Annotated in this window: 24 protein-coding genes; all 24 read right to left on the minus strand. The window is 43.9% G+C overall.

All coding sequences use genetic code 11. The features are described from left to right. Positions 1 to 8: 8 nt before the first annotated feature. Positions 9 to 779, minus strand: a complete 771-nt coding sequence (locus tag AC5FX4_RS14210) for a ParA family protein (RefSeq protein ID WP_493607014.1) — start codon at positions 777 to 779, stop codon at positions 9 to 11. A gap of 67 nt (positions 780 to 846) precedes the next feature. Continuing rightward, a complete protein-coding gene (locus AC5FX4_RS14215; protein ID WP_493607015.1) occupies positions 847 to 1,950 on the minus strand; it encodes a protein-glutamate methylesterase/protein-glutamine glutaminase in 1,104 nt (367 codons plus the stop codon). Positions 1,951 to 2,030: 80 nt separating this feature from the next. Then, positions 2,031 to 4,253 (minus strand): chemotaxis protein CheA, encoded by a 2,223-nt coding sequence (locus AC5FX4_RS14220; RefSeq protein WP_493607016.1) that lies wholly within the window; start codon positions 4,251 to 4,253, stop codon positions 2,031 to 2,033. 14 nt (positions 4,254 to 4,267) lie between these two features. After that, complete coding sequence (locus AC5FX4_RS14225) at positions 4,268 to 5,050, minus strand: protein phosphatase CheZ (protein WP_493607017.1); 783 nt, start codon at positions 5,048 to 5,050, stop codon at positions 4,268 to 4,270. Between the two features lie 20 nt (positions 5,051 to 5,070). Next, on the minus strand, positions 5,071 to 5,454 hold the full coding sequence (cheY, locus tag AC5FX4_RS14230; RefSeq protein ID WP_070991394.1) for a chemotaxis response regulator CheY: 384 nt from the start codon (positions 5,452 to 5,454) through the stop codon (positions 5,071 to 5,073). Positions 5,455 to 5,492: 38 nt separating this feature from the next. Beyond that, entirely contained in the window at positions 5,493 to 6,227 is a 735-nt protein-coding gene (locus AC5FX4_RS14235; RefSeq protein ID WP_493607018.1) for an RNA polymerase sigma factor FliA, read from the minus strand. Positions 6,228 to 6,229: 2 nt separating this feature from the next. Then, positions 6,230 to 7,090, minus strand: a complete 861-nt coding sequence (locus AC5FX4_RS14240) for a MinD/ParA family ATP-binding protein (RefSeq protein ID WP_476287763.1) — start codon at positions 7,088 to 7,090, stop codon at positions 6,230 to 6,232. After that, positions 7,083 to 8,546 carry a flagellar biosynthesis GTPase FlhF gene (flhF, locus tag AC5FX4_RS14245; protein ID WP_493607019.1) on the minus strand — a complete coding sequence of 488 codons (1,464 nt, stop codon included), beginning with the start codon at positions 8,544 to 8,546 and terminating at the stop codon, positions 7,083 to 7,085. The genes AC5FX4_RS14240 and flhF overlap by 8 nt, the downstream gene beginning before the upstream one ends. 21 nt (positions 8,547 to 8,567) lie before the next feature. Then, complete coding sequence (flhA, locus tag AC5FX4_RS14250) at positions 8,568 to 10,664, minus strand: flagellar biosynthesis protein FlhA (protein ID WP_493607020.1); 2,097 nt, start codon at positions 10,662 to 10,664, stop codon at positions 8,568 to 8,570. Positions 10,665 to 10,726: 62 nt separating this feature from the next. Further along, positions 10,727 to 11,857 carry a flagellar biosynthesis protein FlhB gene (gene flhB, locus AC5FX4_RS14255; protein ID WP_493607021.1) on the minus strand — a complete coding sequence of 377 codons (1,131 nt, stop codon included), beginning with the start codon at positions 11,855 to 11,857 and terminating at the stop codon, positions 10,727 to 10,729. Between the two features lie 2 nt (positions 11,858 to 11,859). Continuing rightward, entirely contained in the window at positions 11,860 to 12,639 is a 780-nt protein-coding gene (fliR, locus tag AC5FX4_RS14260; protein WP_493607022.1) for a flagellar biosynthetic protein FliR, read from the minus strand. Between the two features lie 2 nt (positions 12,640 to 12,641). Further along, positions 12,642 to 12,911, minus strand: a complete 270-nt coding sequence (gene fliQ / locus AC5FX4_RS14265; RefSeq protein WP_493607023.1) for a flagellar biosynthesis protein FliQ — start codon at positions 12,909 to 12,911, stop codon at positions 12,642 to 12,644. A gap of 1 nt (position 12,912) precedes the next feature. After that, complete coding sequence (gene fliP, locus AC5FX4_RS14270; protein ID WP_493607024.1) at positions 12,913 to 13,653, minus strand: flagellar type III secretion system pore protein FliP; 741 nt, start codon at positions 13,651 to 13,653, stop codon at positions 12,913 to 12,915. After that, the gene (fliO, locus tag AC5FX4_RS14275) at positions 13,646 to 13,987 is read right to left on the minus strand and encodes a flagellar biosynthetic protein FliO (protein WP_493607025.1); all 342 of its coding nucleotides are present in this window, start codon (positions 13,985 to 13,987) and stop codon (positions 13,646 to 13,648) included. Before fliO ends, fliP begins: the two co-directional genes overlap by 8 nt. A gap of 59 nt (positions 13,988 to 14,046) precedes the next feature. After that, positions 14,047 to 14,445: a flagellar motor switch protein FliN gene (gene fliN, locus AC5FX4_RS14280; protein WP_493607026.1), complete on the minus strand. Its 399-nt coding sequence runs from the start codon at positions 14,443 to 14,445 to the stop codon at positions 14,047 to 14,049. 28 nt (positions 14,446 to 14,473) lie between these two features. Beyond that, positions 14,474 to 15,565 (minus strand): flagellar motor switch protein FliM, encoded by a 1,092-nt coding sequence (fliM, locus tag AC5FX4_RS14285; RefSeq protein WP_493607027.1) that lies wholly within the window; start codon positions 15,563 to 15,565, stop codon positions 14,474 to 14,476. An 8-nt stretch (positions 15,566 to 15,573) separates the two neighbouring features. Continuing rightward, positions 15,574 to 16,092, minus strand: coding sequence for a flagellar basal body-associated protein FliL (fliL, locus tag AC5FX4_RS14290; protein ID WP_493607028.1), 519 nt, complete (start codon positions 16,090 to 16,092; stop codon positions 15,574 to 15,576). A gap of 56 nt (positions 16,093 to 16,148) precedes the next feature. Next, on the minus strand, positions 16,149 to 18,110 hold the full coding sequence (locus AC5FX4_RS14295; protein WP_493607029.1) for a flagellar hook-length control protein FliK: 1,962 nt from the start codon (positions 18,108 to 18,110) through the stop codon (positions 16,149 to 16,151). A 157-nt stretch (positions 18,111 to 18,267) separates the two neighbouring features. Further along, positions 18,268 to 18,708, minus strand: a complete 441-nt coding sequence (gene fliJ, locus AC5FX4_RS14300) for a flagellar export protein FliJ (RefSeq protein WP_493607030.1) — start codon at positions 18,706 to 18,708, stop codon at positions 18,268 to 18,270. After that, positions 18,708 to 20,039, minus strand: a complete 1,332-nt coding sequence (gene fliI, locus AC5FX4_RS14305; protein WP_493607031.1) for a flagellar protein export ATPase FliI — start codon at positions 20,037 to 20,039, stop codon at positions 18,708 to 18,710. Before fliI ends, fliJ begins: the two co-directional genes overlap by 1 nt. Before the next feature lie 14 nt (positions 20,040 to 20,053). Beyond that, positions 20,054 to 20,872: a flagellar assembly protein FliH gene (gene fliH, locus AC5FX4_RS14310; protein ID WP_493607032.1), complete on the minus strand. Its 819-nt coding sequence runs from the start codon at positions 20,870 to 20,872 to the stop codon at positions 20,054 to 20,056. A gap of 3 nt (positions 20,873 to 20,875) precedes the next feature. Next, positions 20,876 to 21,916 (minus strand): flagellar motor switch protein FliG, encoded by a 1,041-nt coding sequence (gene fliG / locus AC5FX4_RS14315; protein ID WP_493607033.1) that lies wholly within the window; start codon positions 21,914 to 21,916, stop codon positions 20,876 to 20,878. After that, positions 21,909 to 23,573: a flagellar basal-body MS-ring/collar protein FliF gene (gene fliF, locus AC5FX4_RS14320; RefSeq protein ID WP_493607831.1), complete on the minus strand. Its 1,665-nt coding sequence runs from the start codon at positions 23,571 to 23,573 to the stop codon at positions 21,909 to 21,911. Before fliF ends, fliG begins: the two co-directional genes overlap by 8 nt. A 66-nt stretch (positions 23,574 to 23,639) precedes the next feature. Then, positions 23,640 to 23,972: a flagellar hook-basal body complex protein FliE gene (gene fliE / locus AC5FX4_RS14325; protein WP_493607034.1), complete on the minus strand. Its 333-nt coding sequence runs from the start codon at positions 23,970 to 23,972 to the stop codon at positions 23,640 to 23,642. Positions 23,973 to 24,012 lie beyond the last annotated feature (40 nt).

Raw genomic sequence — 24,012 nt, forward strand, 5'->3', positions numbered from 1 at the left:
TTATACCTCTAATCAACTTGCTGTAAATAATCAAGTAACGCACGATAAGCAAATACCCCTCTTGATTTGGGACAATATACTATCGGTACTTGCTGGGCCAAACTTGCGTCCCTAAATTTTGTATCGACAGGGATAACTCCAGGCCAAACACTGCCTTTATAGCTGTTCAGTAAGCTCTTGTAGGCTTCGAGTGATGCTTTGGTCCGCTTATCATACATTGTAGGTACTATGGTATATTTATACGACTTTGATTGCGAACTTTGCATCAATTCCATCGTACGCATCATTCGATCCAACCCTTTTAGCGCCAAAAATTCGGTTTGGACAGGGATCAAAACGCGCTCACTCGCGGCCAAAGCATTAACCATTAATACGCCAAGTACGGGCGGGCAGTCTAAAATAGCGTAATCATAATGCTCGCTTATTTTGTCTAGTGCTTTTTTTAACACTAAACCCATACCAGCACGGTTTCCCATACTTCTGTCCAGCGTTGCAATAGCCATTGTCGCTGGCAGTATATCTAAGTTTTCAATCGTAGATGGACAAAGTGCTTGCAAAATTTCTTCTGCTTCCATGGCACTGCCACGGGCGAAAACGTCGTAAACACTCACTTCGAGCTCTTCTGAGTCTATCCCGAAATAATATGTCAACGACGCATGAGGGTCGGTATCAATTAACAACACCCGTTTGCCTTCCAGCGCCAAAATACCGCCTAAGCTCACCGTAGTTGTTGTTTTCCCTACTCCCCCTTTTTGGTTTGCTACTGTCCAGATCTTCACGTGTTAAAGCTCTCTCCAAGTTATCAGCTTTTGTTATTATTATTTATTGCCTGTCCATGGTGGAAATTTAACAGCCAACCTCTTTTGATATTCTTGCAGCAACTTCACCTAATGCGAGATGCTCAGAAGCGAGCCCGGCATTAGCAATTGCCTGTGGCATACCATAGACCACACAAGTCTTTTCATCTTGTGCCCAAATTGTTGCACCAGCTTGCTTCAGCATTCTGGCACCATCTCTTCCATCTGCGCCCATTCCTGTTAATACAACCGCAAGTACATCACCTTGGTAGGCTTTGGCTGCACTGGCAAAGGTCACATCAACACTCGGTTTGTATGTAATTCTCGGACTATCATCTTCGAACACTTTTAAGGTGCCTCGTGATTCAACCATCATTTGCTGACCACCAGGAGCCAGGTATGCAACACCTGGCTGCAACTTATCACCTTGCTCCGCTTCTTTCACCTTAATTTTGCAAAGGCTATTCAAGCGAGCAGCAAATGCCGGAGTGAAAGCCGCTGGCATGTGTTGAATCAATAATATCGGATGTGGAAAATTACTTGGTAATTGCGTCAAGATGGTTTGAAGCGCAACTGGACCACCCGTTGATGTTCCAATCGCCACTAATTGATACTTTTTGCCCGACGCTTTAGCTGCAATTGGTGATGAACTCGCCATCGGGCGTTGAAAGGTTCTATCTGGCTGCGAAATCCCTGTGCCAGTTGATGGACGTGTAGGCTGCCTGGTCGCCGGACTTATTGCAAAACGTGACAGGCGTCGACGGCCAATCTCTTTTACTTTATTTTGTAGAGATTTAATCGCATCGTCGCTATTTCTAGCTATATCCTCAAACTTTTTAGGTAGAAAGTCTAGTGCCCCTGCATCTAAAGCATCTAACGTCGCACTAGCGCCTTCTCTAGTTAACGAAGAGAACATTAAAATAGGCGTAGGCGTCGCTGCCATGATTTGTTTTACTGCACTAATGCCATCCAGTACAGGCATTTCAACATCCATTGTGATCACATCAGGCTTTAGCTGTGCTGCTTTCTCGACTGCCTCTTTACCATTAACAGCAAAATCAATTACTTTAATTTCACTGTCTAGTTCAAGAATTTCACTTACTCTGCGTCTAAAAAAACTTGAATCATCAACTACTAATACTTTAACTGCCATTGGCACGCTCATTCAAATATACAGATCCAAAAAGTGGTGCGCGGGGCACCACTAAGATTTAAGTCACTACATGCAAAACACTATTTACCAGCATAATGCTTAAGCATATTAGGCACATCAAGGATCAAAGCAATCCCACCATCTGATGTGATTGTTGCACCAGCCATACCAGGAGTACCTTGCAGTAATGCATCTAGTGGTTTAATAACCACCTCTTCTTGCCCAATGAGTGAATCCACCACAAAGCCAACCTGCTTCGTCCCCATTTGAACAATAACCACATGACCCTCAGCTTTTCTCCTGTTTCTATCAGCACCCTTGACCAACCAATGTTCTAAATAGAAAAGCGGTATCGCCTTTTCACGAACAATGATCGTCAACTGACCGTCAACAATATTGGTCTTGGTCAAATCTAAATGGAAAATTTCGCTTACCCCAGCCAAAGGTAAAGCAAATGTTTGCTCTCCAACGATGACCATGAGGGTTGGAAGAATCGCGAGTGTCAGAGGTACCTTAATTTCCAGGATAGTACCAACACCTAACTCAGATTGAATATTAATCGAACCATTCAGCTGAGTAATTTTGGTCTTAACTACATCCATGCCCACACCCCGACCTGAGATATCAGATATCTCTTCTTTGGTCGAGAAGCCCGGCGCAAAAATGAGGTTATACGCTTCTGTATCAGACAAACGACTCGCTTGATCAGAGTCGATAACGCCTTTATTGATAGCTATTTTCTTTAGTTTTTCAGGGTCCATACCTGCACCATCATCTCTAATGGTCAGTAAAATATGGTCACCCTCTTGTGAAGCAGATAGCGTAACGGTACCTGTACGGACCTTACCTGCTGCTTCACGTACCTCCGGCATCTCGATCCCATGGTCTACTGAGTTTCTAACTAAGTGCACCAACGGATCGGCAAGCGCCTCTACAAGGTTTTTATCTAAATCTGTTTCTTCACCTTCTAGAACAAGGTTAATGTCTTTCTTAAGGCTTCTAGCCAAGTCACGTACAACCCGAGGGAATCGACCAAACACTTTTTTGATCGGTTGCATACGGGTTTTCATCACAGCACCTTGAAGATCAGCCGTGACCACATCTAAGTTAGAAATAGCCTTGCCCATCGCTTCACTGTTAGTGTTGTTAGCCAAGCTCACCAATCGGTTTCTAACCAGTACCAGCTCACCGACCATATTCATAATTTGATCTAAACGCTTGGTATCAACACGAACGGTCGTTTCCGCCTGTGCCGCGGGTGCCTTTTTAGCGGCAGCCGCAGGCGCAGCTTTACTATCAGAAGCTGGCGTTTGCGCTGGCGCTTTTGTAGCCGCAGGGCTCGGGGCCGAGGTTGCAGGCGGTTTGGGCGCAGGCTTCGCTGCTTCTGGTTGAGGTTCTGGTTTAGCCGCAGGCGTACTCTTTGATGCACCACTTTCTACTGAACGAGGGGCTGTTCCTTTACCGTGCAATTCATCTAATAGCGCTTCAAATTCATCATCATTGATTTCCTCGTCGTTATCGCTACTTGAAACAGCTGGAGGTGGAGTGCTTGCGGGGGCCGCACTCGGTGTACCTGACTTATCTAAAGCGCCAAAACTACCCACACCATGAAGCTCGTCTAACAGACTATCAAACTCATCATCCGTTATATCACCATCATCAGACTCTTCCCCTGCAGGCTTACTCACAGACGCAGGACCATTACCGGTGCCATGCAGTTCATCTAGCAGACTCTCAAATTCATCTTCCGTAATTTCATCTATACTGGCATCGTCGCCATTTGATGAAACATCTGAAGTATCGATATCAAACAGAACATCATCTGCCTCCACTTCAGGAACTGGTGGGACGTCTTCCTCGACAGGCTCTGGTGCACTCGCAGCAGGTGGTGGAGAAATCACTTCGTCAGCTGAAGCTGGCTTGCTCAATTGGTGGAGTGTTTCCAACAATGCAGGGTCAGCTGGGTCTGGTTGTTCACGGTTTTGAATATGCGCGAACATTTCATTAATCGTATCTAAAGACTGTAAGATAACATCCATCAGCTCAGATGTTACTTTTCTTTGCCCTTGTCTTAGTACGTCAAACACGTTTTCCGCCCCGTGACAGGCATCAACGAGTTCCGTCATACTCAGGAAGCCTGCGCCCCCTTTAACCGTATGAAATCCGCGGAAAATTGCATTTAACAGCTCTTTATCTTCTGGATTATTCTCTAGTTCGACTAACTGTTCAGATAACAGTTCTAGGATCTCACCGGCTTCAACAAGAAAGTCTTGTAAGATATCTTCATCGACTTCAAAGCTCATGCATACTCTCCTAATTAGAAGCCTAAACTTGACAGTAAGTCGTCAACTTCATCTTGCCCTGATACCACATCATCCCTTGAATCCGCGTCGATAATTGGCCCTTCAGGACCTGAAATATCATCAACATTTACATCTTCAATATCTTTTGGAGCAGCTTTCGCCTCTGAGCGTTTTGCTTTACCTGGCTGCTCGTCTGTAGTACCAAAAACAGTCAATAAATTAATTAGGCTATCTTCTACTTCTCTGACTAGCTCTATAACTCGACGAATAACTTGCCCTGTTAAATCTTGATAATCTTGAGCCATTAAAACATTGGTCATCAAACTTTGTAGTTCATCTGTTCTAGTTTGTGACCCTTGCATAAACTTATCTAAATCGTGACATAGTGATTTAAACTCACCTAACTGAATGTCACGTCGCATCAAGCGATCCCATGTAGGCTTAATATCAGACAAATCATCAGCTAATTGTTGAGCAAGCGGTAAACTTGCCTCAACTGCGTCCATGGTTTTATTAGCTGCATTCTCTGTCATTTCCATGACGTAATTTAAACGTTGCTTTGCATCAGGAATGGCTTCAGTCGTCAGATCGGCAAGACGCGTGTCGAGTTCAAAGTTTTTTAAAGATTCATGCAATTGGCGAGTTAACTTACCCACCTCTGCAAACAACTCAGACTGCTCTTTATTGGCAGCTTCCAAAATTAATTGATCTGCTTTTTCTTGTTCACCTTGTTCCAAATATGCAACAAGCTGTTTTGCCTGCTCAAGGCTGATCTGAGGCACAGAAGGCGTTGACATTAGCCTCTCCTTCTTATTTCTTAGCCTAAACGCTCAAACACTTTTTCTAACTTGGTTTTTAGTGTTCCTGCCGTAAACGGCTTAACAATGTAACCATTTACGCCTGCTTGGGCTGCTGCCACGATTTGTTCTTTCTTTGCTTCAGCAGTTACCATCAACACTGGGATATGCTTAAGATTCTCATCCGCCCTAATTGCACGGAGTAAATCAATCCCTTGCATACCAGGCATATTCCAATCTGTTACCACAAAATCAAACTCTTGATTCTGTAGCATTGGAAGCGCAGTACTGCCATCATCAGCTTCTTGTACATTGGTAAAGCCTAAATCTCTAAGCAGGTTTTTGATTATTCTCCTCATTGTAGAAAAATCATCAACCACGAGAATTTTCATGTTTTTATCCAAAACATCCTCCAGTGAGGTTTGAACCTATTATTTTTACTCTAATTGACCCAGTCATTGATTTTGGCCCTTAGCCTTATCATTGCCTGCCCATGAATTTGGCTAACACGAGACTCACTTACATCTAGTATCTGGCCGATTTCTTTTAAATTCATTTCATCATTGTAATACAACGACAAAACTAAAGCGTCTCTTTCAGGTAAAGACTTAATCGCTGCGACCAACGATTCGTTAAAGCGTTCATTTTTAACATTATTAAATGGTTTGTCTAGCGATAAATCCTCGCCTGATGGCGAAATAACATCTTCATCAACACCTAAGTCCTCAATACCTATCACTTTACTGCTATTTACATCATTAAGAATATGATGGTACTCATCCAGCGTAATATCAAGTTTTTCAGCTATTTCAGTATCTTTTGGCTCTCTATTGAGAATTGATTCAAGCTCAGCGATGGCTTCTGCAACCATGCGGCTTTTGCGATGAACAGAACGAGGTGCCCAGTCTCCTCGGCGAATTTCGTCAAGCATGGCGCCACGAATGCGAATACCCGCAAAAGTTTCAAAACTCGCCCCTTTCGAAGCATCAAAATTTTTCGACGCTTCAATTAGGCCGATCATACCTGACTGGACCAAATCGTCTAATTGGATATTAGCTGGTAGACGCGCCAATAAATGACACGCGACTTTTTTCACTAGCGGCGCATGACGCTCAACCACTTTGTGTATATTTTCAGACGTCTGATACCCCATCGCTCTACTCACCGATGATGCCATAGTTACCCGTTGACAAGTTGTTCAATAAAAAACTCTAAATGACCAGAAGGTTGATGTGGAATTGGCCACTTCACAGCCTTGCTAGCGAGCCCCCTAAACGCAACTGCTGCAGGTGAGTTTGGAAAAAGCTCAACAATCGTTTTTTGACGCCTTGATGATTTACGCATATTTTCGTCGAACGGAATGGTTGCGACTAACTCAAGTGCCACATCTAAAAACCTGTCAGTTACTTTTGACAGTTTAGCAAATAATTCTTGGCCTTCGCGCAAACTGCGCACCATGTTGGCAACAATCTTGAATTTATATACGCCATGCTCACGACTTAGTACTTTGATAAGTGCGTAAGCATCAGTAATAGAAGTTGGTTCATCACATACTACGACAACGACGTCTTGAGCCGCACGAGAGAAACTAAGAACCATATCAGAGATACCCGCTGCGGTATCGACAATTAATATATCAAACTCGGTGTTTAGCTCACTAAAAGCACGGATCAGTCCCGCATGTTCTGCTGGAGTTAGCTCAACCATGCTTTGCGAACCCGACGTCGCTGGCACAATTTTAATTCCCGCTGGCCCTTCAACGAGTATTTCGTCTAACTCACACTCTCCTGAAAGCACATGAGAAAGGTTTTTTTCTACCCTTAAGCCTAACATGACATCACAGTTAGCCAGACCTAAGTCAGCGTCTAATACTAAGACGCGATTTCCTTGCTGGCCTAACGCAATTGCGGTATTCAACGAGACATTTGTTTTGCCTACACCACCCTTACCACCGGTTACAGCGATAACTTTAACACCGTGATTATTATTTTGACTCATTTTACGCAGGCCACTTGCTTGATCTAAAACTGTGTTAATCATACATTCCTACTGTCTGAGACGCTACTGCTACAGGTCTCGAATGTTGTGCTTTTATTCTTTTTAAATACAATTGCTCAGCCTTTTTGACTAGCTTTTGAGCATTCGCGACGCGAATATCCTCAGGAACTCGCTGTCCATTGGTAAGATACCCTATTGGCAGGCGATTTTGAATCGCTATGCTAATAATCTCGCCTAAACTTAGACATTCATCAAGTTTGGTGAAAATACAGCCACTTAAGTTTACTTTTTGGAAATGGCGAACCGTTTCTTGTAACACATGCATTTGCGATGTGGCACTTAACACTAAATAGCTGCGAATATCTACACGCGTGCTACGCATCAAAGTATTTAACTGTTCAGTTAAACGCAAATCACGTTGGCTCATTCCTGCGGTATCTATTAATACTAGTCTTTTATTTCTTAAGTGGTACAAAACTTCTGCAAGTTCATTCGCATCTTTTACCTGTTTAACCGGGCAACCAATAATCCGACCATAAGTAGACAATTGCTCATATGCGCCGATACGATATGTATCTGTTGTGATCAATGCCACTTTATCAGCGCCGTACTTTTGTGCACCAAGTGCTGCAAGCTTTGCAACGGTGGTCGTTTTGCCTACGCCTGTAGGGCCAACAAACGCGTATACACCACCTTGACGAAGAATGTCGTTATTAGTGGTATGCATTTGGTTTACAACCATATTCAGTAACGCGTTCCACGCTTCTTTTCGTGATACGTCATCGGGGATAAAGCACGCCATTTGCTGTGCAACTTCTGCATCAATACCCATGCCTTGCAGGCGATCAATTAAACAAGCACGTGTTGGATCCCGACGAGCCATTTCTTGTTTCATCAAACCTGACACCTGATGTTCAAGAAGTTGACGGATAGCGTTCATTTCCTCGCGCATCGCACTCATTTCATCATGCTTTGGATCGTCATGATCCATATCATCACCAAACCCAGCTTCTAATTCATCATCAAACTGCCAGCTTGATGATTGCGTTTGTGCTCTGTGTTGATGTTGTGGCTGTTGAAAGCGCTCCTGAGCATGGGTGTGTGTTTCAGCTTGTGCGCGAGCTTTAAACACTTGCTCAGTATCAATACCAGATTGCGAAAACATAGAGGCTAACTGCGGTGAACGTGGACGTGGGGCTTGACGCTCAAGTAACGCTTCTAAACTATCAGCAACCTGAGCTTGTGGCTCTGGACGCGCTCTTTGTGGCTCTGGGCGAACAAAACGTGGGGCGGCTGCTTGAGGCTGAGCTTGATGCGCAGGCTCTGCTTTAGGCGCTTTTGTTGCCGCAGGTGCACGGTCATTATCAATAGCAGCAACAATCTCGACGCCATCAGCCAGCTTTTTGTTTGACATGATTACAGCATCAACACCAAGCTCTTCTTTCACTTCTTTAAGTGCGGTGCGCATATCTTTGGCAAAAAAACGTTTAATTTTCATGTTACAACCCCTTTAATCCTATTACTGTCCAACTGAGCTCACAATCTTAATTTGTCTTTCATCTGGCACTTCTTGATATGACATCACGCGAAGGCCGGGGATCGTATGTTTAACAAATCTTGAAAGCACACTTCTTAACATACCTGAGGTTAATAAAATGGACGGGTCACCCAGCATTTCTTGCGTTTGATGCGCTTCTCTCAACGAGTTTTGAAGCCGCTCAGCAAGGCCTGGTTCGATTCCTGCCCCTTCATCACCTGCGTTCTGAAGTGACTGATGCAACATCTGTTCCAACTCAGGCGCCAATGTTATGACAGGGATCTCATCCGCGTTACCAACGGCGTCTTGAACGATTAATCTACGCAGTGAAATTCGCACTGCAGCCGTTAATACATCAGGGTCTTGGCTACGTGGGCCATACTCAACTAAGGTTTGAACAATTGAACGCATATCACGAATTGCGACGCCTTCGTTAAGCAAATTCTGTAACACTTTTACTACCGTAGTCAGCGGTAAAATGTCCGGCACTAAACCTTCAACTAAACGAGGATGACTCTTAGCTAGCATATCTAATAAATTCTGTACTTCCTCATGACCAAGTAACAACGATGCGTTATTGGTGAGTAATTGGCTGATATGCGTTGCGACAACCGTTGCTGCGTCTACTACGGTATAACCTAAAGAATGTGCCTCATCTTTTTGTTCAGGCTTAATCCAGACCGCGTCCAAACCAAACGCCGGATCTTTAGTTTCAATCCCCTTGATAGGACCAAACACTTGACCTGGGTTAATTGCTAGCTCATCACCATGCTTTAATTCACCTGTACCTGACCCTACACCCATTAATGTGATGTTGTAAGCATTTGGATCAAGCTCAAGGTTATCGCGAATATGCACTGGCGGAACTAAGAAGCCAAGCTCTTGGGAAAGTTTCTTACGCACCCCTTTAATTCGGCTCAGTAACTCACCACCTTGAGCTTGATCAACTAGAGGTATAAGGCGATAACCCACCTCTAATCCAATAACATCAACTGGCTGTACATCATCCCAGCCCAATTCTTTTTGGTCCTGCTGTTTTGCAACGGCACCACCTTTGGCCTCAGCAGCCGCGCTTTCTTCCTCGGCTTGTTTTTTCTGTTGCTGTGTATAGTACGCAAGATAACCAAGCAGTGCGCCTAAACTTAAAAAGGCGATATGTGGCATGCCCGGCACGACCCCCATTACAACAAGAATGCCAGATGCGATGAAAAGTGACTTTTCATTACCTAACTGAGTTTTGAACTGGTCGCCCATGTTATGAGATTCGTTTTGACGAGTAACGACAATAGCAGTACCAATTGACAGTAATAGTGAAGGAAGCTGTGCCACCAAACCATCACCGATGGTCAGCAAGGTGTATACTTCCATCGCTCTGCCAAATGACAAATCGTGCTGGATCATACCTACAAACAAACCACCAACAATGTTGATAACCAAGATCACGATACCCGCTATCGCATCACCTTTAACAAATTTACTGGCACCATCCATTGAGCCGTAAAAATCTGCCTCACGCGTTACTTCTTCACGTCTTGCACGCGCATCATCTGCACTAATAAAACCGGCGTTTAAGTCAGCATCAATCGCCATTTGTTTACCTGGCATCGCATCAAGGGTAAAACGTGCAGATACTTCTGAAATACGACCCGCACCTTTCGTGATTACGACAAAGTTGATGATAATAAGAATTAAGAACACCACAAGACCAACAGCATAGTTACCACCAATAACCACTGAGCCAAACGCCTCAATAACTTTACCAGCCGCGTCTCCGCCATTGTGACCTTCGAGTAACACCACTCGGGTACTGGCAACGTTAAGCGCCAAGCGCATAATGGTTGCGATCAGCAGCACGGCGGGAAACATACCAAACTCAAGCGGCTTCATGGTGTAAACAGTGACCAGCAGTACAACCAATGCTAATGCAATATTGAAAGAGAATAGAATATCCAACAAGAAAGGAGGCAAGGGTAAAATAACCATACCTAACGCAGCAAGTACCAACAAAGGCGTCCCTACGCCTTTGGCATATTCTTTCTTATCTTTGTTGAGCTGTGCTAAAACTGCTTTAAATTCCATAACTTAACAACTGCAAAATATTGACACTAAGCTAATAAAGCAATTAGCACGCCAAATTTTTACTAGTGTTTTAAGTTATCCGGTATCGGTAAGTCTTTATTGATTTCTGTTGGACGCCGTCCTCGACCCTTTTTGAAACGCTTAAGTTGAAAGACGTAAGCCAATACCTGTGCAACCGCAGTGAACAATTGATCTGGGATTTGGTGACCCACTTCTGTGGTATGGTACAAAGAGCGAGTGAGTGCTGGCGACTCAACGATAGGCACCTCATTACCAATGGCTACTTTTCGTATTTGCATCGCTAATTCGTCTACGCCTTTTGCAATGACGATCGGCGCTCCCGCCTTTTCTGTGTCGTACTTAAGCGCAACGGAGTAATGCGTTGGGTTAGTCACTACAACATCGGCATCAGGTACATCTTGCATCATTCGCCGTTGAGACATTTCTCGTTGCGTACGACGAATACGCGCTTTGATCTGTGGATCACCCTCTGAGTTTTTGTACTCATCTTTAACTTCTTGGAGGGTCATTTTTAACTGCTTATGATGGTTGTAGCTTTGGTAAGGTGCATCTATCGCAGAAATAATAATTAAAGTACAGCTGAGCGCCAAGAACATCCAAGCCAGTATTTCCAAAGCATGCACGACACTGTCTGGCACAGCCTCAATACTGAGGTGCAAAATTTCGTCGAAAAATGTATTGATCAAAAAAATAGCGAAGCCCGCAACAAGTACAAACTTAAGTATTGACTTTACTAATTCAATTGCAGCCTGTGGTCCTAACATACGCTTTAGGCCTTTTGCTGGAGACATTTTACTGGCTTTAAACCCCGCCGCTTCCCAGCTAAAGTTAAACCCACCTAGCAGGGTGTTTCCTATAATCCCTGCCAAAGCGATAATGAAAACGAACATGGCTAGCGGGAAAATCAATTCCGAAAAAGCACTCCCCCACACAGCAAACATCTTCGTTGTGTCGTAGGTCTCATTTCGATTGAGTGTTAATGAGCGAGTCATTACATTAAACAAGCCTTTGCCTATCGCCGGGCCATATAGCAACAACGCAATAGCTGAAAACATAAGCACAAATGTCGTCCCAAGCTCTTTCGAACGAGCGACTTGACCTTTTTTTCTGGACTCAGAGATCTTTTTGTCCGTGGGTTCTTCCGTACGTTCTTGACCCGAATCTTCCGCCATATCTACACCGTACAACCTATTAAATTACACATTAGCTCCGTCATTTTTACCCACTGAAACTCAAACTGTACAACGAAGTTACCCAATGTTGCCCAAATAATTGTGAGGCCAGCTACTAATGTAAATGCAAAGCCTACAGAGAAGATATTCATCTGCGGTGCCGCTCTAGTCATAATACCAAACGAGATGTTAATCACTAGCATAGCAGTCAAAGGGGCGAGTGATAATGCTAATGCTGTGGTAAACATCCAGCCTCCCCAATTGATAATTTGCCAATAGTTATCAACAAGCCACCACTGCCCATTAATTGGAAATGTTTCAAAACTGAACACTATCATTTGGATCATCATCAAATGACCATTGAACACAAAGAATAGTAAGGTTGCTAAGATAAGATAGAACTGACCAACAGCCGGTACACTCATACCATTGGCAGGATCAACAACCGAAGCGAAACCGAGACCCGTCTGCATAGCCAGTATTTGACCCGCAATAATAAAGGTATTAAGCAATAGCAAAGACGCAAAACCAATCGCGATGCCGATAATCATTTGCTGAATGACGACCAGCAACATGGCAAATGAAAATAACTCCACGAATTCAGATTTAGGTAACGCCGGCATTACGGCGAAAGTAATTACCACCGATAACGCTAGCTTTATGCGCGTTGGCACTGTTTGTGCGCCTAGACCCGCCATCACCATGATCATAGAGCTTATTCTCACTAACGGTAACAGTAAGTCGCTCAACCATTGCATTAATACGCCAAGTTGAACTTCCATAGCTAGCCTGCAATTTCGGGTATGCGCATCACAATCCCGGTAAAGAAGTCCATGAGCTCTTGTGTTAACCAGTGGCCAGCAATGATCAATGCTAGTATTGTTATAATGAGACGAGGTAAGAAACTCAATGTCTGCTCGTTAATTGAAGTTGCCGCTTGGAAAACGGCGACAACTAAACCAATCATAAGACCTGGTAAAACAATAGCTGCAACAAGTTTTATCACCAGAAACAGGGCATCGCTTAAAATATCGACAAATACTTCTGGTTCCATACTACACCCCTAGTCCAAAACTTCTCGCGAGGGTACCCATGACCAAACCCCAACCATCCACGAGGACGAACAGCATAATTTTAAATGGAAGCGAGACGATCATCGGAGACAACATCATCATACCCATCGCCATCAAAACGCTGGCCACCACCAAGTCTAGGATCAAAAATGGGATGAAGAACATAAAGCCAATAATAAAGGCCGTTTGTAACTCACTCGTCACAAAGGCTGGAATAATCACGATAAATGGCGTGTCTTCTGGGCTATCAAGCTTGTCGTAACCCGCGATTTTAGCGAATGTCTCCAAATCTTTAATGCGCGTTTGAGACAACATAAAAGTCTTCAAAGGCTCCTTAGCTTGCTCAAGTGCTTGCATTGAAGTGAGTTGCTCATTGAGATAAGGCTGCACCGCTCTGTCATTTATTTGGCTAAATATAGGCGCCATAATAAAAAAGGTTAAAAACAAGGACATACCAAGGAGTACTTGGTTAGAAGGTGATTGTTGCAAGCCGATAGCTTGACGCAAAATGGCCAATACAACAATGATCCGCGTAAAGGAAGTCATCATGATCACCGCAGCAGGAATAAAACTCAGCGCGGTCATTATCGCTAAAACTTGCAGCGTTACCGAGTATTCTTGAGAACCGTCCGGGTTAGTCGTTACGCTCAGTGCTTCGATCCCTTCAGCGCCCGCAAAAGGTATAAAGCTCAAACTAAGTAGCAGTAATATCAATCTAATCATGGGGCTTGTTCTTGTTGTTATTGTGATTACCTAAAAACCGACTAAGCTCTTTCGCAAAAGCAGGAACTTGCGCTTCTTCTAAGGGTTGCTCGAGTTGATGTAAGTAATTAATACTGTGTGGTGTTACGCCTAATAGATGTTGTTTATTATCGATTTCTATCACCATTAACCGCTCTTTCGTACCCAAAGGCAAGCTCCTGATCACTTTGAAATCTCGGCTATTACCAACATTCGGATTCAACTTTTTTACCACAAATGCCAAACCGATAATAACGAGTACCACCAACATCAATGACAGGCCGACGGATATAAGTTCTGTACTCAAACCTGCCATTGGTTGCTTCGCTAAACTTGGTGCTGATATTAAAAACAGCAAGCAGAGTAAAAGGCTTCTCATCGTAGTTTTTTGATACGTTCCACTTGGCTTATCACGTCAGTTAAACGAATACCAAATTTGTCGTTAACTACCACCACCTCGCCATGAGCGATTAATGTACCGTTAACCAATACATCTAGCGGTTCACCTGCAACACGGTCCAGTTCAACAACCGAGCCCTGGTTCAACTGCAGCAAGTTACGAATATTGATTTTAGAACGTCCTACTTCCATGGATATGGTGACCGGGATATCTAAAATCGTATCTAACTTACGTTTTTCGTCCGGCGATATGTTCGAACTCGTTTCAGATAACTCATCGAGTTCTGCGACTTCAGGTTCAACGCCCTGCTCACTTTCTTCAGCTTCAGCCAACGCTGCTGCCCATTCGTCCATTGTATCTTGATCATCACTCATACTATCAAAACCTTAATATAATCAATCTTTACCAGTCTAAGTCTACGCCTTCAGAAAGGTGTAAATCTTCTTCTAATTCAGCCAGTTCAGCATCTGAGTCCAGCTTTTTACCACCTTTAGTAAATACATGCAGCTCAGACTTAACAGACTCTGGACGTTTAATTTTCTCACTAATTTGCAGGGCAACATTATCTCGTGAGCGGCCCATTTTCGCTCTAAATGTAGGCAACTCTTCAATAAATACGGTGATATGTTCCGGCATTTCTACAGGAATAACATCACCAGCCTTTAGCTCCATCACCTGTTGTAATGTTAAATCTATCTCCAAAAGTTGCGTTGAAAGCTCAACCTCCACATCCATAATCTCGTCACGCAGAGCTTTACTCCAGCGAAGATCGGTGTCTTCTGTATCTGATTGCACACCCGCATCGAGTAACTCACGGATCGGTTCGAGCATTGAATAAGGTAGAGAAATATGGAAATCTCCGCCGCCCCCATCAAGCTCAATATGAAAGGAACTAATAACCACCACTTCTGTCGGGCTCACGATGTTTGCCATTGCGGGGTTTACTTCAGAGTCTAGATATTCAAACGACACATCCATAACGGGTGCCCATGCTTCTTTATAATCTTCAAAGATAATTTTAAGCAGCATTTGCACGATACGTCGTTCAGTTGGCGTAAATTCTCGACCTTCAATTTTGGCATGGTAACGGCCATCACCGCCAAAGAAGTTATCTACTAAAATGAATACCAAACGGGCTTCCATGGTAATAAGCCCCGTTCCTTTTAGAGGTCTAAACCGCACCATATTCAAACTGGTAGGTACGAACAGTGTATGAATATACTCGCCAAACTTGAGCATTTGAACACCGTTGATAGAGACTTCCGCGGTGCGACGCATCATATTGAATAAGCTGATGCGCATGTGACGAGCAAAACGTTCGTTCACAATCTCGAGCGTAGGCATACGACCACGAACAATACGATCTTGTGACGAAAAGTCATATTGTAACGCGGAGGACTCCCCGTCATCGCCGTCGTTTATTTCTTCCTCATCAACGTCATCGACACCATGTAATAGCGCGTCAATTTCGTCTTGAGATAATAAATCACTCACTTAAGACCTCACTGCATTACAAAGCCGGTGAATAAAACACGTTCAATGACTTTACTACCTTCCACGCTTTCCATCGCTTCTTGTACTTTGTCAACCGCAGCCAAACGAAGCGTTTCTTTTCCGGCGCTGGTCGTCAGTTCATCCGCAGTCGTTGTGGAGAAAACACTCAGTAAAGTGCCTTCAATTAATGGAATATGCTTTTTAGCAATCTCTTCATTCACATCGCCACGGACCAACAACTGCACTTTAATTTGTACAATTCGATCTCGGCTAGCGCCTGGCACATTAAAAACAAATGGTCGAGGCATAGCAACGTATAACGCGCTACCCGTATCTGCTGAAGCGGCGGCTGTTGTAGCAACCTCTGCTGCTGTCGTTTCTTCTGCCAGTGTTTCAACAGGCTCATCATCGGATGATAAAAGGAAGAATACAGCTACTACAACCAAAACAAGTACTGCAGCACCCGCAATAATGATTTTTTTCTTTCCGCCGGTTTCTACTATTTCTAAGTCGGTTTCTTCTGCCATGTTAATCCTTATTCAAGCACTCAGCTTAAGGGTCTATTTCTATATAATAGCAGTAGTTAGGCGTAATAATCTATTGAAGAACCATCGTTTATATTAGGCCGCGCTCCACTGTTTGAATTTTCTTCGCTGCTTGATTCGTTTGTTGTGTCAGAATTAGCAAGTGAGCTACCTTTGTTATCATCAGACGTGTCACTTCCTCCTTCGCCACCGTGTTGAATATTGCTTTCACCAAGCTCGATGCCTTGCTCTGCTAACATCTCTCGTAATTTCGGCATAGATTCTTCAAGTAGATCTTTAGCCTGTTGATTTTGAACGACGAAGTTAACCTGAGCTTGTTCAGCATCTGTTCTTATGCGGATCTGCATACTGCCTAATTCTCTGGGGTCTAGACGGATTTCGGCCTCTTGATTATTGAGGTTCAACATCATCGATACTTTTTCTTGAAGCACTTTAGCCGCATCATTACGCGCAATATTAATTGCTTGCAGAAGCTGGGGATCAACGATTACCTTTTGCGTTGTACTGTTGGCATGCTGGGTTTGTTGAGTATGATGTTGTGCTGCATCCATTTGCTCAACATATTTAACAAATTCCATATTATCAACCTGCTGCGAAGCGCTCTGCGCTGGCGATGCAATCGCTCTAAACAGTTGCTCCGCTTGCGGCGTCGGCATAGCCTGCGCGATTGAGTTCACCAAATTATTGAACTCTTTTTTGTTCTCGTTCATGAACTGTGCAGTTGTTGCATCCTTCTCAGTGCCTTTAAATGCATTTTTCATCTCACTTTTAATACTCTCTTTATCCACCTTGGTACTGTTATAGCTCACCGTTTTATTGGTTGTACCCGGTATGTTTACGGTCAAAGGGGTATTCATTGATTTACTTTGTGCAGCATCTTGTTCCTCAAGGGCTGCTAGTTGTGACAATGCACGTTCAGCCATAGGGCTTGCTTTACCACTATCGGCAAGCTGCTGCAGCCCTTGTTGCAGCACCTTACGCTCATTAGGACTCAAAGATTCAAGTTGCTTATTGAGAATTTGACCCAACTTAACCTCTGCTTCTGGCATTTCCGGGCTTGCTTCGCTAGCAGTAGCTACACTTTGCGCTTTGTTTAGAATGTCGTGCACTTGCTTTGCAATATCAGATTGTTGTGGAGCTTTACCTGACTGAGCCGTACTTTGTGTCGCTGTTAAAACGCTGTCATTTTTTGTTTGTTGCCCTGAGCCGACAGAATCGGCGCTCAGTTTACCCTGCAAAACTTTAGCGTCATTTTCAGCGGCTAAGTGAAGTTTTGTCTTTTCTTCCTCACTGACAACTTGCTTTGCTGCGACTTCGTTATTCAACTTCTTCGTAGAGTCGTTTAGCTGCGCTTCTTTTTTACTATTCTTAACAGCGGCTTCTTCACCCTCTATGTTTTGCTCTGCTTTCCCTTGTGCTGCCGCTTTACTCAACTCAGACTTAAGGGGATCTTCAGTTGGTTCTTCATCTGCCTGCAAACTCACGTTTTCTGGCACTTTAGGTATGCTAACCTGATCTTTGGGATGGTTTTTGACGACTATCTCATCGTTCAATTTATCGTACAAAAACTTAAAGCTTTGCTTGTCTGCACCGTCGGCTTGCTGCTCGTCAGTCCCATCACTACTAGACTGGTGCCTAACAACATCCGTTTTTTGCTGGTTAGCCGCATTTATCTGAGCGAGTAGATCTTGCCCTGATGTGTCAGCAGCTTCACCTTGCGGCTTTTGTTGTTCATCATCGATGTTATCTTCAGATTTTTCCGCAGAGTCTGAATGTGTAAATTCGTTAGCGGGGGCTTCGTCAGAGTTGTCAACCACCTCTTGGTCTGTACCTAACGCCTCAGAAATCCGAGGTGCATGTTGCTCACTCGCATCATTGAGCGCTCTAAAAGCCTCTAAAAAGCTCTTTTGCTCTGAGCTGTCGTTTGATGATGCAGTTTGCTCTAATGCCGAAGGTTCACTATTCACCTTTGGCGTATTATTCAGAACTAGATTTAGCATATGGGTACCTGCCGAAGCGGCAATTAACAGCCGCAAAAACTTCACTGACGTGATAAAAGCAAATTTCAGACCAATTTATTATTGGAGTTGCTGAGTATTTAGCCGCTGACTGAATGATTCCAAGTAACGAACTCATTACTCAATAGAAATTAATACGTTACGCTCGTCTTCTCATAAATTGATTGGTCGCGAACTCGTCCAACATTTTTTGTTCGGCTTTATCTAAGCGCTTTTGATGCTCAAGTTCTTTCTTCTCTATGAGCTTGGCTATCGCTTTTGCTTTAACCTGTTGAGCCAACCATAGTCTTTTTCGTTGCTCGACAACTTGCTTTGCTGTATTCACGGTTGAAGCCTGTTGTAAAATCGCATCTTCAATTTTTTTGATAAACGCTTGGTACTGTAAAAAGCCACCTGTTGATAAGCCTTGCTTCGCTTTCAAATGCAGTTGCTGTGAATATTCGAGCCGAAAATTATTTAACCCTGAGAGCTTTTGTTGATTATCGTTTAAGTTGTGCTGTGCCTGCATATAATGCACGCGCAATGACTCTTCTTTTTCCGATTCTAAGTTATAAAGTAAATCAAGCTTATTGACGGCCATTATTCTTGTCCTAGTAATTGAGCAAGTTCTTGTAAACACTGATCATAATTAAGCACTTCTTTCATGCCCTGTTGCAGGAAAGCATTGACAGTTGGCATCATATTAATTGCTTGGTCTAACATGGGATCACTGCCTTTTTGATATGCACCTAAAGTGATCATGTCTTTATTCTGTTGATACATTGAATAAACTTGCTTGAGCACGCGAGCCTGTTGCATATGACTTTCTGATACCACCTGAGGCATAACACGGCTTATCGATTTTTCAATATCAATCGCAGGGTAATGGCCGCTGTCAGCCAGTTCACGAGACAGTACAATATGACCATCAAGAATGGCCCGCGCGGAATCTGCGATGGGGTCTTGCATATCATCCCCTTCACTCAACACAGTAAAAAATGCCGTGATTGAACCTTGCCCTTCTCCGCCATTACCTGCACGTTCAACAAGCGCGGGGAGTTTAGCAAATACCGAGGGGGGATATCCTTTGGTAGCTGGTGGTTCACCAACTGCGAGTGCAATTTCACGTTGCGCCATCGCGTAGCGAGTGACGGAGTCTAGTAAAAGCAGAACATTAAGCCCTTGATCGCGAAAATACTCCGCAATCGTCACCGCACTTTCGCACCCTTTTAAACGCATAAGTGGTGAAGCATCTGCTGGCGCAGCGACAACCACTGAACGTTTTCGTCCTTCAGCGCCCAAAATCTCATCAATAAATTCTTTTACTTCACGACCACGTTCACCAACTAATCCAACAACAATAACATCGGCTTCACTGCCTCGAGTCATCATGCCAAGCAGCACTGATTTACCAACACCACTCCCTGCAAACAAGCCCATACGTTGGCCTTGTCCCACAGTAATGATTGAGTTAATTGCTCGCACGCCAACGTCCATAGGTTGGCTAATTGGTCTTCTGGCCAGCGGGTTGATGGTTGATTGGGCAAACTTTAATGTCCGCTCCGCATTGATCGGACCCAGTCCATCGAGCGGTCTACCCAAGCCATCCACAACGCGTCCGAGTAGGCTCATACCAACTGGTAAGCCTGTTTCTTTCAATTGAGGAATAACACGTGCACCGGGCAATACGCCAGAGATATGATCATTCGGCATTAAATACAGCGTGTCGTCATTGAAGCCGACTACTTCTGCATCAACTAAACCTCTAATGGTTTCAATTTTACATTGACTACCCACTGGTGCACTGAGCCCTTTAGCTTCCAAGGTCAGCCCTACTACGCGTGTTAAGCTGCCTGCAACTGGCACTGCATAGGGAGAAATATGTTTTTTATATGTGGATATACGTTCAGCTAATGGGCTTTCGACACTCATTGTGCAACCAAATGTTACGACTCTATACCACTGCTATGCAAAAAGTCGTCCAAGATTTCTTTCATTCTGGTTTTCAGTGTCATATCAATAGAGGATTGTGACGTTTTAACCTCTACGCCACCCCGCTCTAACGTCGGCTCGGGCAATAAGTGCCAATGCTGTTGTGCAAGTTGCTCCTCGCCATACGCGACTTTGACAAGCTCTAAGTCATCGGGATGAAGATGAATTTTGACTGTTTGGTCTGCGATAGGCAAAGCATCCATCGCTTTTTTTAAGGCCAATAACACGACATCAGGGTTTTGCTCTACTTCTTTAAAAATCACCGCTTGTGCCAATAAATTGGCAAGCTCTACAAGTTGTTTCTCGCAGCGCTCATCAACCAAACGTAGTGGCTCATGTAATTCGTTTATGATAAGTGTCAAAGTTTGTAGCTTTTCTTCAATTAAAGGCTTGGCTTCGTCATGTCCTTGTTGCTTGCCAATTTCTACCCCTTCTTTATATCCAGCTTCTTTGCCCTCGGTCATACCCTTATCAAATCCGTCAATATAGCCTTGCTCATGACCTTGCTTGATGCCTTCATCATATGCATCTTGGCGAATTTGTTCTAGCTCTTCTAATGTCAGTGTAGGGAATTCTGGCTCTTCAGCCTCAGGCTCCTGCTTTTTACGCTCTGGTTTTTGATAGAGTTCCGCAAGCGGTTTACCAAATGCAGTAGAGCGACCAGAAAACTTTCGAGGATCTTCAGCTACATCAGGAATAGGCCAGTTTTTTAACAGTTCGTCCAGCGCTTCACCTTCAACTGGACGACCTTTATAAAATTTAGTGTCGCTCATGGATTACAAGAACTCCTCACCGCCACCACCACCGAGCATGATCTCACCTGAATCGGCTAGACGACGCGCTGTAGATAGGATTTCTTTTTGAGCAGCTTCAACTTCACTGATCCGCACTGGAGGCATAGCTTCTAAATCATCAGCCAACATATCAGCCGCACGTTTAGACATGTTGCTCATGATCTTCTCTTTCAGTGCGTCATCGGTACCCTTGATGGCTTTCATCAATACATCTTGCTGCACTTCGCGCAAGATGGCCTGAATACCTCTGTCATCCACATCGAGTAAGTTTTCAAATACAAACATAAGATCTTGAATTTGTTGTGACATTTCTTCGTCATGCTCACGAATCGAGTCCATCAACTGACCTTCTATATTCGTATCTAGGTAGTTCATAATATCTGCTGCCGCTTTCAGACCACCCATTTTCGCTGCCTGTGCACCCGCTTGACCAGCAAACTGTTTCTCCATGATCTCGTTCAATTCTTGTAATGCAGCAGGTTGTACTTCTTCTAAGTTGGCAATACGCATGGTCAAATCAAGTCTCACCTTCTCAGGGAACTGAGATAAAATTTCCGCAGATTGCTCAGGTTCTAGATAAGACAATACAATGGTTTGGATCTGCGGGTGCTCATTGCGAATAATGTTCGCAACCTGCTTAGAGTCCATCCACTTGAGTGAATCCAAACCTTTAGCGCCAGATCCCATCACAATTTGGTCTATGAGACTGGCAGCCTTGTCTTCACCCAATGCTGCTGTCAGTGCTTTCTTAATAAAGTCTTCCGATTGGAAGCCAATGGTACTGAAGCTTTGGATTTGCTCAATAAACAGATTATGGACTGCACTAATTTTTGCTTGAGATAAGTCATCCAGTGCCGCCATTGCCATGCCCACACGCTGCACTTGTTTAGGCTCTAGATGTTTTAAAATTTGCGCAGCATCTTCTTCTGATAGGCTTAGTAGCAGGATGGCGGCTTTATCGACGCCATCCAGTTTGTTTACATCATAAGCAGCTGGTAGTTGCTTTTGTTCTTCATCAGTCATCTTCAGTTAACCACGCTTTCACTACTTGAGAGGATAATTCAGGTTCGTTTGCAACCAGCGCTCGTACTGCTTTGAGCAGGTCTTCATCACCATGTAAGTCAGGCAATTGTAATGTACCATCGGACGAGAAGCCAACAGCAGCTGAATCAAACTCATGATTTAACATATCTAATGTGCTGTCTCCCAAGTCCACTCCAGAGGTCAGTGAATCTTCATCAAACTCTTCTAACGTATCATCTGGGTAGATTAAACGTTTCAGCATTGGTCTAACTACCGCTAAGATAAGTACGATAATAACCAAGGCCCCGAGCGCCAAGCGAGTGATTTTCATGAACCACTCCTGCTCCCAAAGTGGTACTTCGACTGTATCGCCTAAATCTTCTCTGACAAATGGCACAGTAACAACTTCAAGTGCATCACCGCGCTGCATATCAAACCCAACACCACCTTGTAACAAACGACGGATATTGGCAAGCTCTTCTTGGCTACGTGGCGTTAAAGTCATATTACCCTCAGCGTCAGGCTTTGGCAGATAATCAACCGCAACCGATACGCTGATACGACGAATGACACCTGTTTGTTGACGCTTATGACTAATTGTAGTGTCTAATTCATAGTTACGCGTTGCTTCTTTTTGCATACGGCTTGGGTTAGTACTATTACTGCCATTCCCAGCACCTGCAATTTCTGGAATATTTGAATTCACTGGTGGTTGGTTGGTTAGCGCACCAGGAATGCCCACAGCCAACCCGCCCACGTTATTTTCTTCAAATGTCGTTTCACTGCGCACTGCTGGTAAATCTGGATTAAAGCGTTTTTGCGTTTCTTCGACTGCGCTAAAGTCCATTGTTAAATCAACTTGCGCTGTGAAGTTGCCTAAACCAACAACTGGAATAAGAATACTGTCAATTTTTTCTAGGTACTCTTGCTCGCGTTTACGTTCAATTTCGTACTCTTTGCGTGAACGAGCTGCGAGTGAGTCTTGAGAACCTGAATTTAACAAACGACCATTTTGGTCCGTCACGGTAACGCGCGCTGGCTCTAGACCTTGTACTGCGGATGCAACAATATCTACAATCGAGTCAACTTCTTCACCACCGAGTGTTCTGCCGCGCTTTAGAGTTAAAACAACTGTGGCAGACGGTTTCTTTTCGCGACGCGCAAATACATTCTCTTTTGGAATCGCCAAAAGTACTTTGGCGCGATTTACATCTTGCAGTTCTTCAATGGTGCGTGCGAGTTGTTGCTCACGGCTATGCTTTAGACGTTCACGCTCTAAACGCTGACTCACGCCAAAACCCATGTCTTGCATTAAAATGTCAGTGCCAGAACTTGGAGACTGGCTAAACCCATCACGAGCCATTTGTAATTTAATACTCTGATAGTCGTTCTCAGCCACCATGATGGTGTTGCCTTCCAACTCATATTCAATTTTTTGCGCATCCAAAAAGTCGAGCGTTTGCACAAGCTCTTCCATCGGATACTTACCTAAAGGACGCATGTCAGGCTGACGTGCCCAGATAATAATGAATACTGCAATTGCAAGACAAATGGCCAAAGCGATCACGAGAGTAACTTGGCGTAGCATATCAACGCCACTCAGCGCACTAAAATAGCCCGATTTTTGCTCTTGTTGCTCTTCAGATTCAACACCCATTGGGCCGTCTGATAAAGCGAGGTCTGTTGATTGATTCGTTGCCACAGTTACTCTCCACTACCTAAATTAAACAGGCATGCTCATAATTTCTTTATAAGACTCAACCAGTTTGTTTCTCACTTGAACTGTTGCTTCAAATGCTACTGATGATTTTTGCGAGGCTATCATTACTTCTGCAAGTGATACGCTGCGGTCTCCCATTTCAAGCGCCGTCACTTTCGATTTTGCCTCTTTTTGTAAACCATTAACAGTGTTAATAGCATCAGAAAGCAGTTCGCCAAACTGTGCCGATGACGTAGTTGAAGACTGCACAGGCAAACTTTCTTGCCCTCTGTTACGCGTTGCTTCAAGCGCTAGTGATTGCATTTCTTGATATAAAGCATTGGGTTGTATGTTCATTTCCACACCCTCATCTACAATTGATACCTATATCAAAGCA

Source organism: Pseudoalteromonas sp. ATL1, assembly GCF_058933015.1.

Bases quoted from the DNA above. Each gene is read 5' to 3' on its own strand.
- AC5FX4_RS14215 (WP_493607015.1), bottom strand. From the start codon at position 1,950: ATGGCAGTTAAAGTATTAGTAGTTGATGATTCAAGTTTTTTTAGACGC.
- AC5FX4_RS14220 (WP_493607016.1), bottom strand. From the start codon at position 4,253: ATGAGCTTTGAAGTCGATGAAGATATCTTACAAGACTTTCTTGTTGAA.
- AC5FX4_RS14225 (WP_493607017.1), bottom strand. From the start codon at position 5,050: ATGTCAACGCCTTCTGTGCCTCAGATCAGCCTTGAGCAGGCAAAACAG.
- AC5FX4_RS14235 (WP_493607018.1), bottom strand. From the start codon at position 6,227: ATGGCATCATCGGTGAGTAGAGCGATGGGGTATCAGACGTCTGAAAAT.
- AC5FX4_RS14240 (WP_476287763.1), bottom strand. From the start codon at position 7,090: ATGATTAACACAGTTTTAGATCAAGCAAGTGGCCTGCGTAAAATGAGT.
- flhF (WP_493607019.1), bottom strand. From the start codon at position 8,546: ATGAAAATTAAACGTTTTTTTGCCAAAGATATGCGCACCGCACTTAAA.
- flhA (WP_493607020.1), bottom strand. From the start codon at position 10,664: ATGGAATTTAAAGCAGTTTTAGCACAGCTCAACAAAGATAAGAAAGAA.
- flhB (WP_493607021.1), bottom strand. From the start codon at position 11,857: ATGGCGGAAGATTCGGGTCAAGAACGTACGGAAGAACCCACGGACAAA.
- fliR (WP_493607022.1), bottom strand. From the start codon at position 12,639: ATGGAAGTTCAACTTGGCGTATTAATGCAATGGTTGAGCGACTTACTG.
- fliQ (WP_493607023.1), bottom strand. From the start codon at position 12,911: ATGGAACCAGAAGTATTTGTCGATATTTTAAGCGATGCCCTGTTTCTG.
- fliP (WP_493607024.1), bottom strand. From the start codon at position 13,653: ATGATTAGATTGATATTACTGCTACTTAGTTTGAGCTTTATACCTTTT.
- fliO (WP_493607025.1), bottom strand. From the start codon at position 13,987: ATGGCAGGTTTGAGTACAGAACTTATATCCGTCGGCCTGTCATTGATG.
- fliN (WP_493607026.1), bottom strand. From the start codon at position 14,445: ATGAGTGATGATCAAGATACAATGGACGAATGGGCAGCAGCGTTGGCT.
- fliL (WP_493607028.1), bottom strand. From the start codon at position 16,092: ATGGCAGAAGAAACCGACTTAGAAATAGTAGAAACCGGCGGAAAGAAA.
- AC5FX4_RS14295 (WP_493607029.1), bottom strand. From the start codon at position 18,110: ATGCTAAATCTAGTTCTGAATAATACGCCAAAGGTGAATAGTGAACCT.
- fliJ (WP_493607030.1), bottom strand. From the start codon at position 18,708: ATGGCCGTCAATAAGCTTGATTTACTTTATAACTTAGAATCGGAAAAA.
- fliI (WP_493607031.1), bottom strand. From the start codon at position 20,039: ATGAGTGTCGAAAGCCCATTAGCTGAACGTATATCCACATATAAAAAA.
- fliH (WP_493607032.1), bottom strand. From the start codon at position 20,872: ATGAGCGACACTAAATTTTATAAAGGTCGTCCAGTTGAAGGTGAAGCG.
- fliG (WP_493607033.1), bottom strand. From the start codon at position 21,916: ATGACTGATGAAGAACAAAAGCAACTACCAGCTGCTTATGATGTAAAC.
- fliF (WP_493607831.1), bottom strand. From the start codon at position 23,573: ATGGGTGTTGAATCTGAAGAGCAACAAGAGCAAAAATCGGGCTATTTT.
- fliE (WP_493607034.1), bottom strand. From the start codon at position 23,972: ATGAACATACAACCCAATGCTTTATATCAAGAAATGCAATCACTAGCG.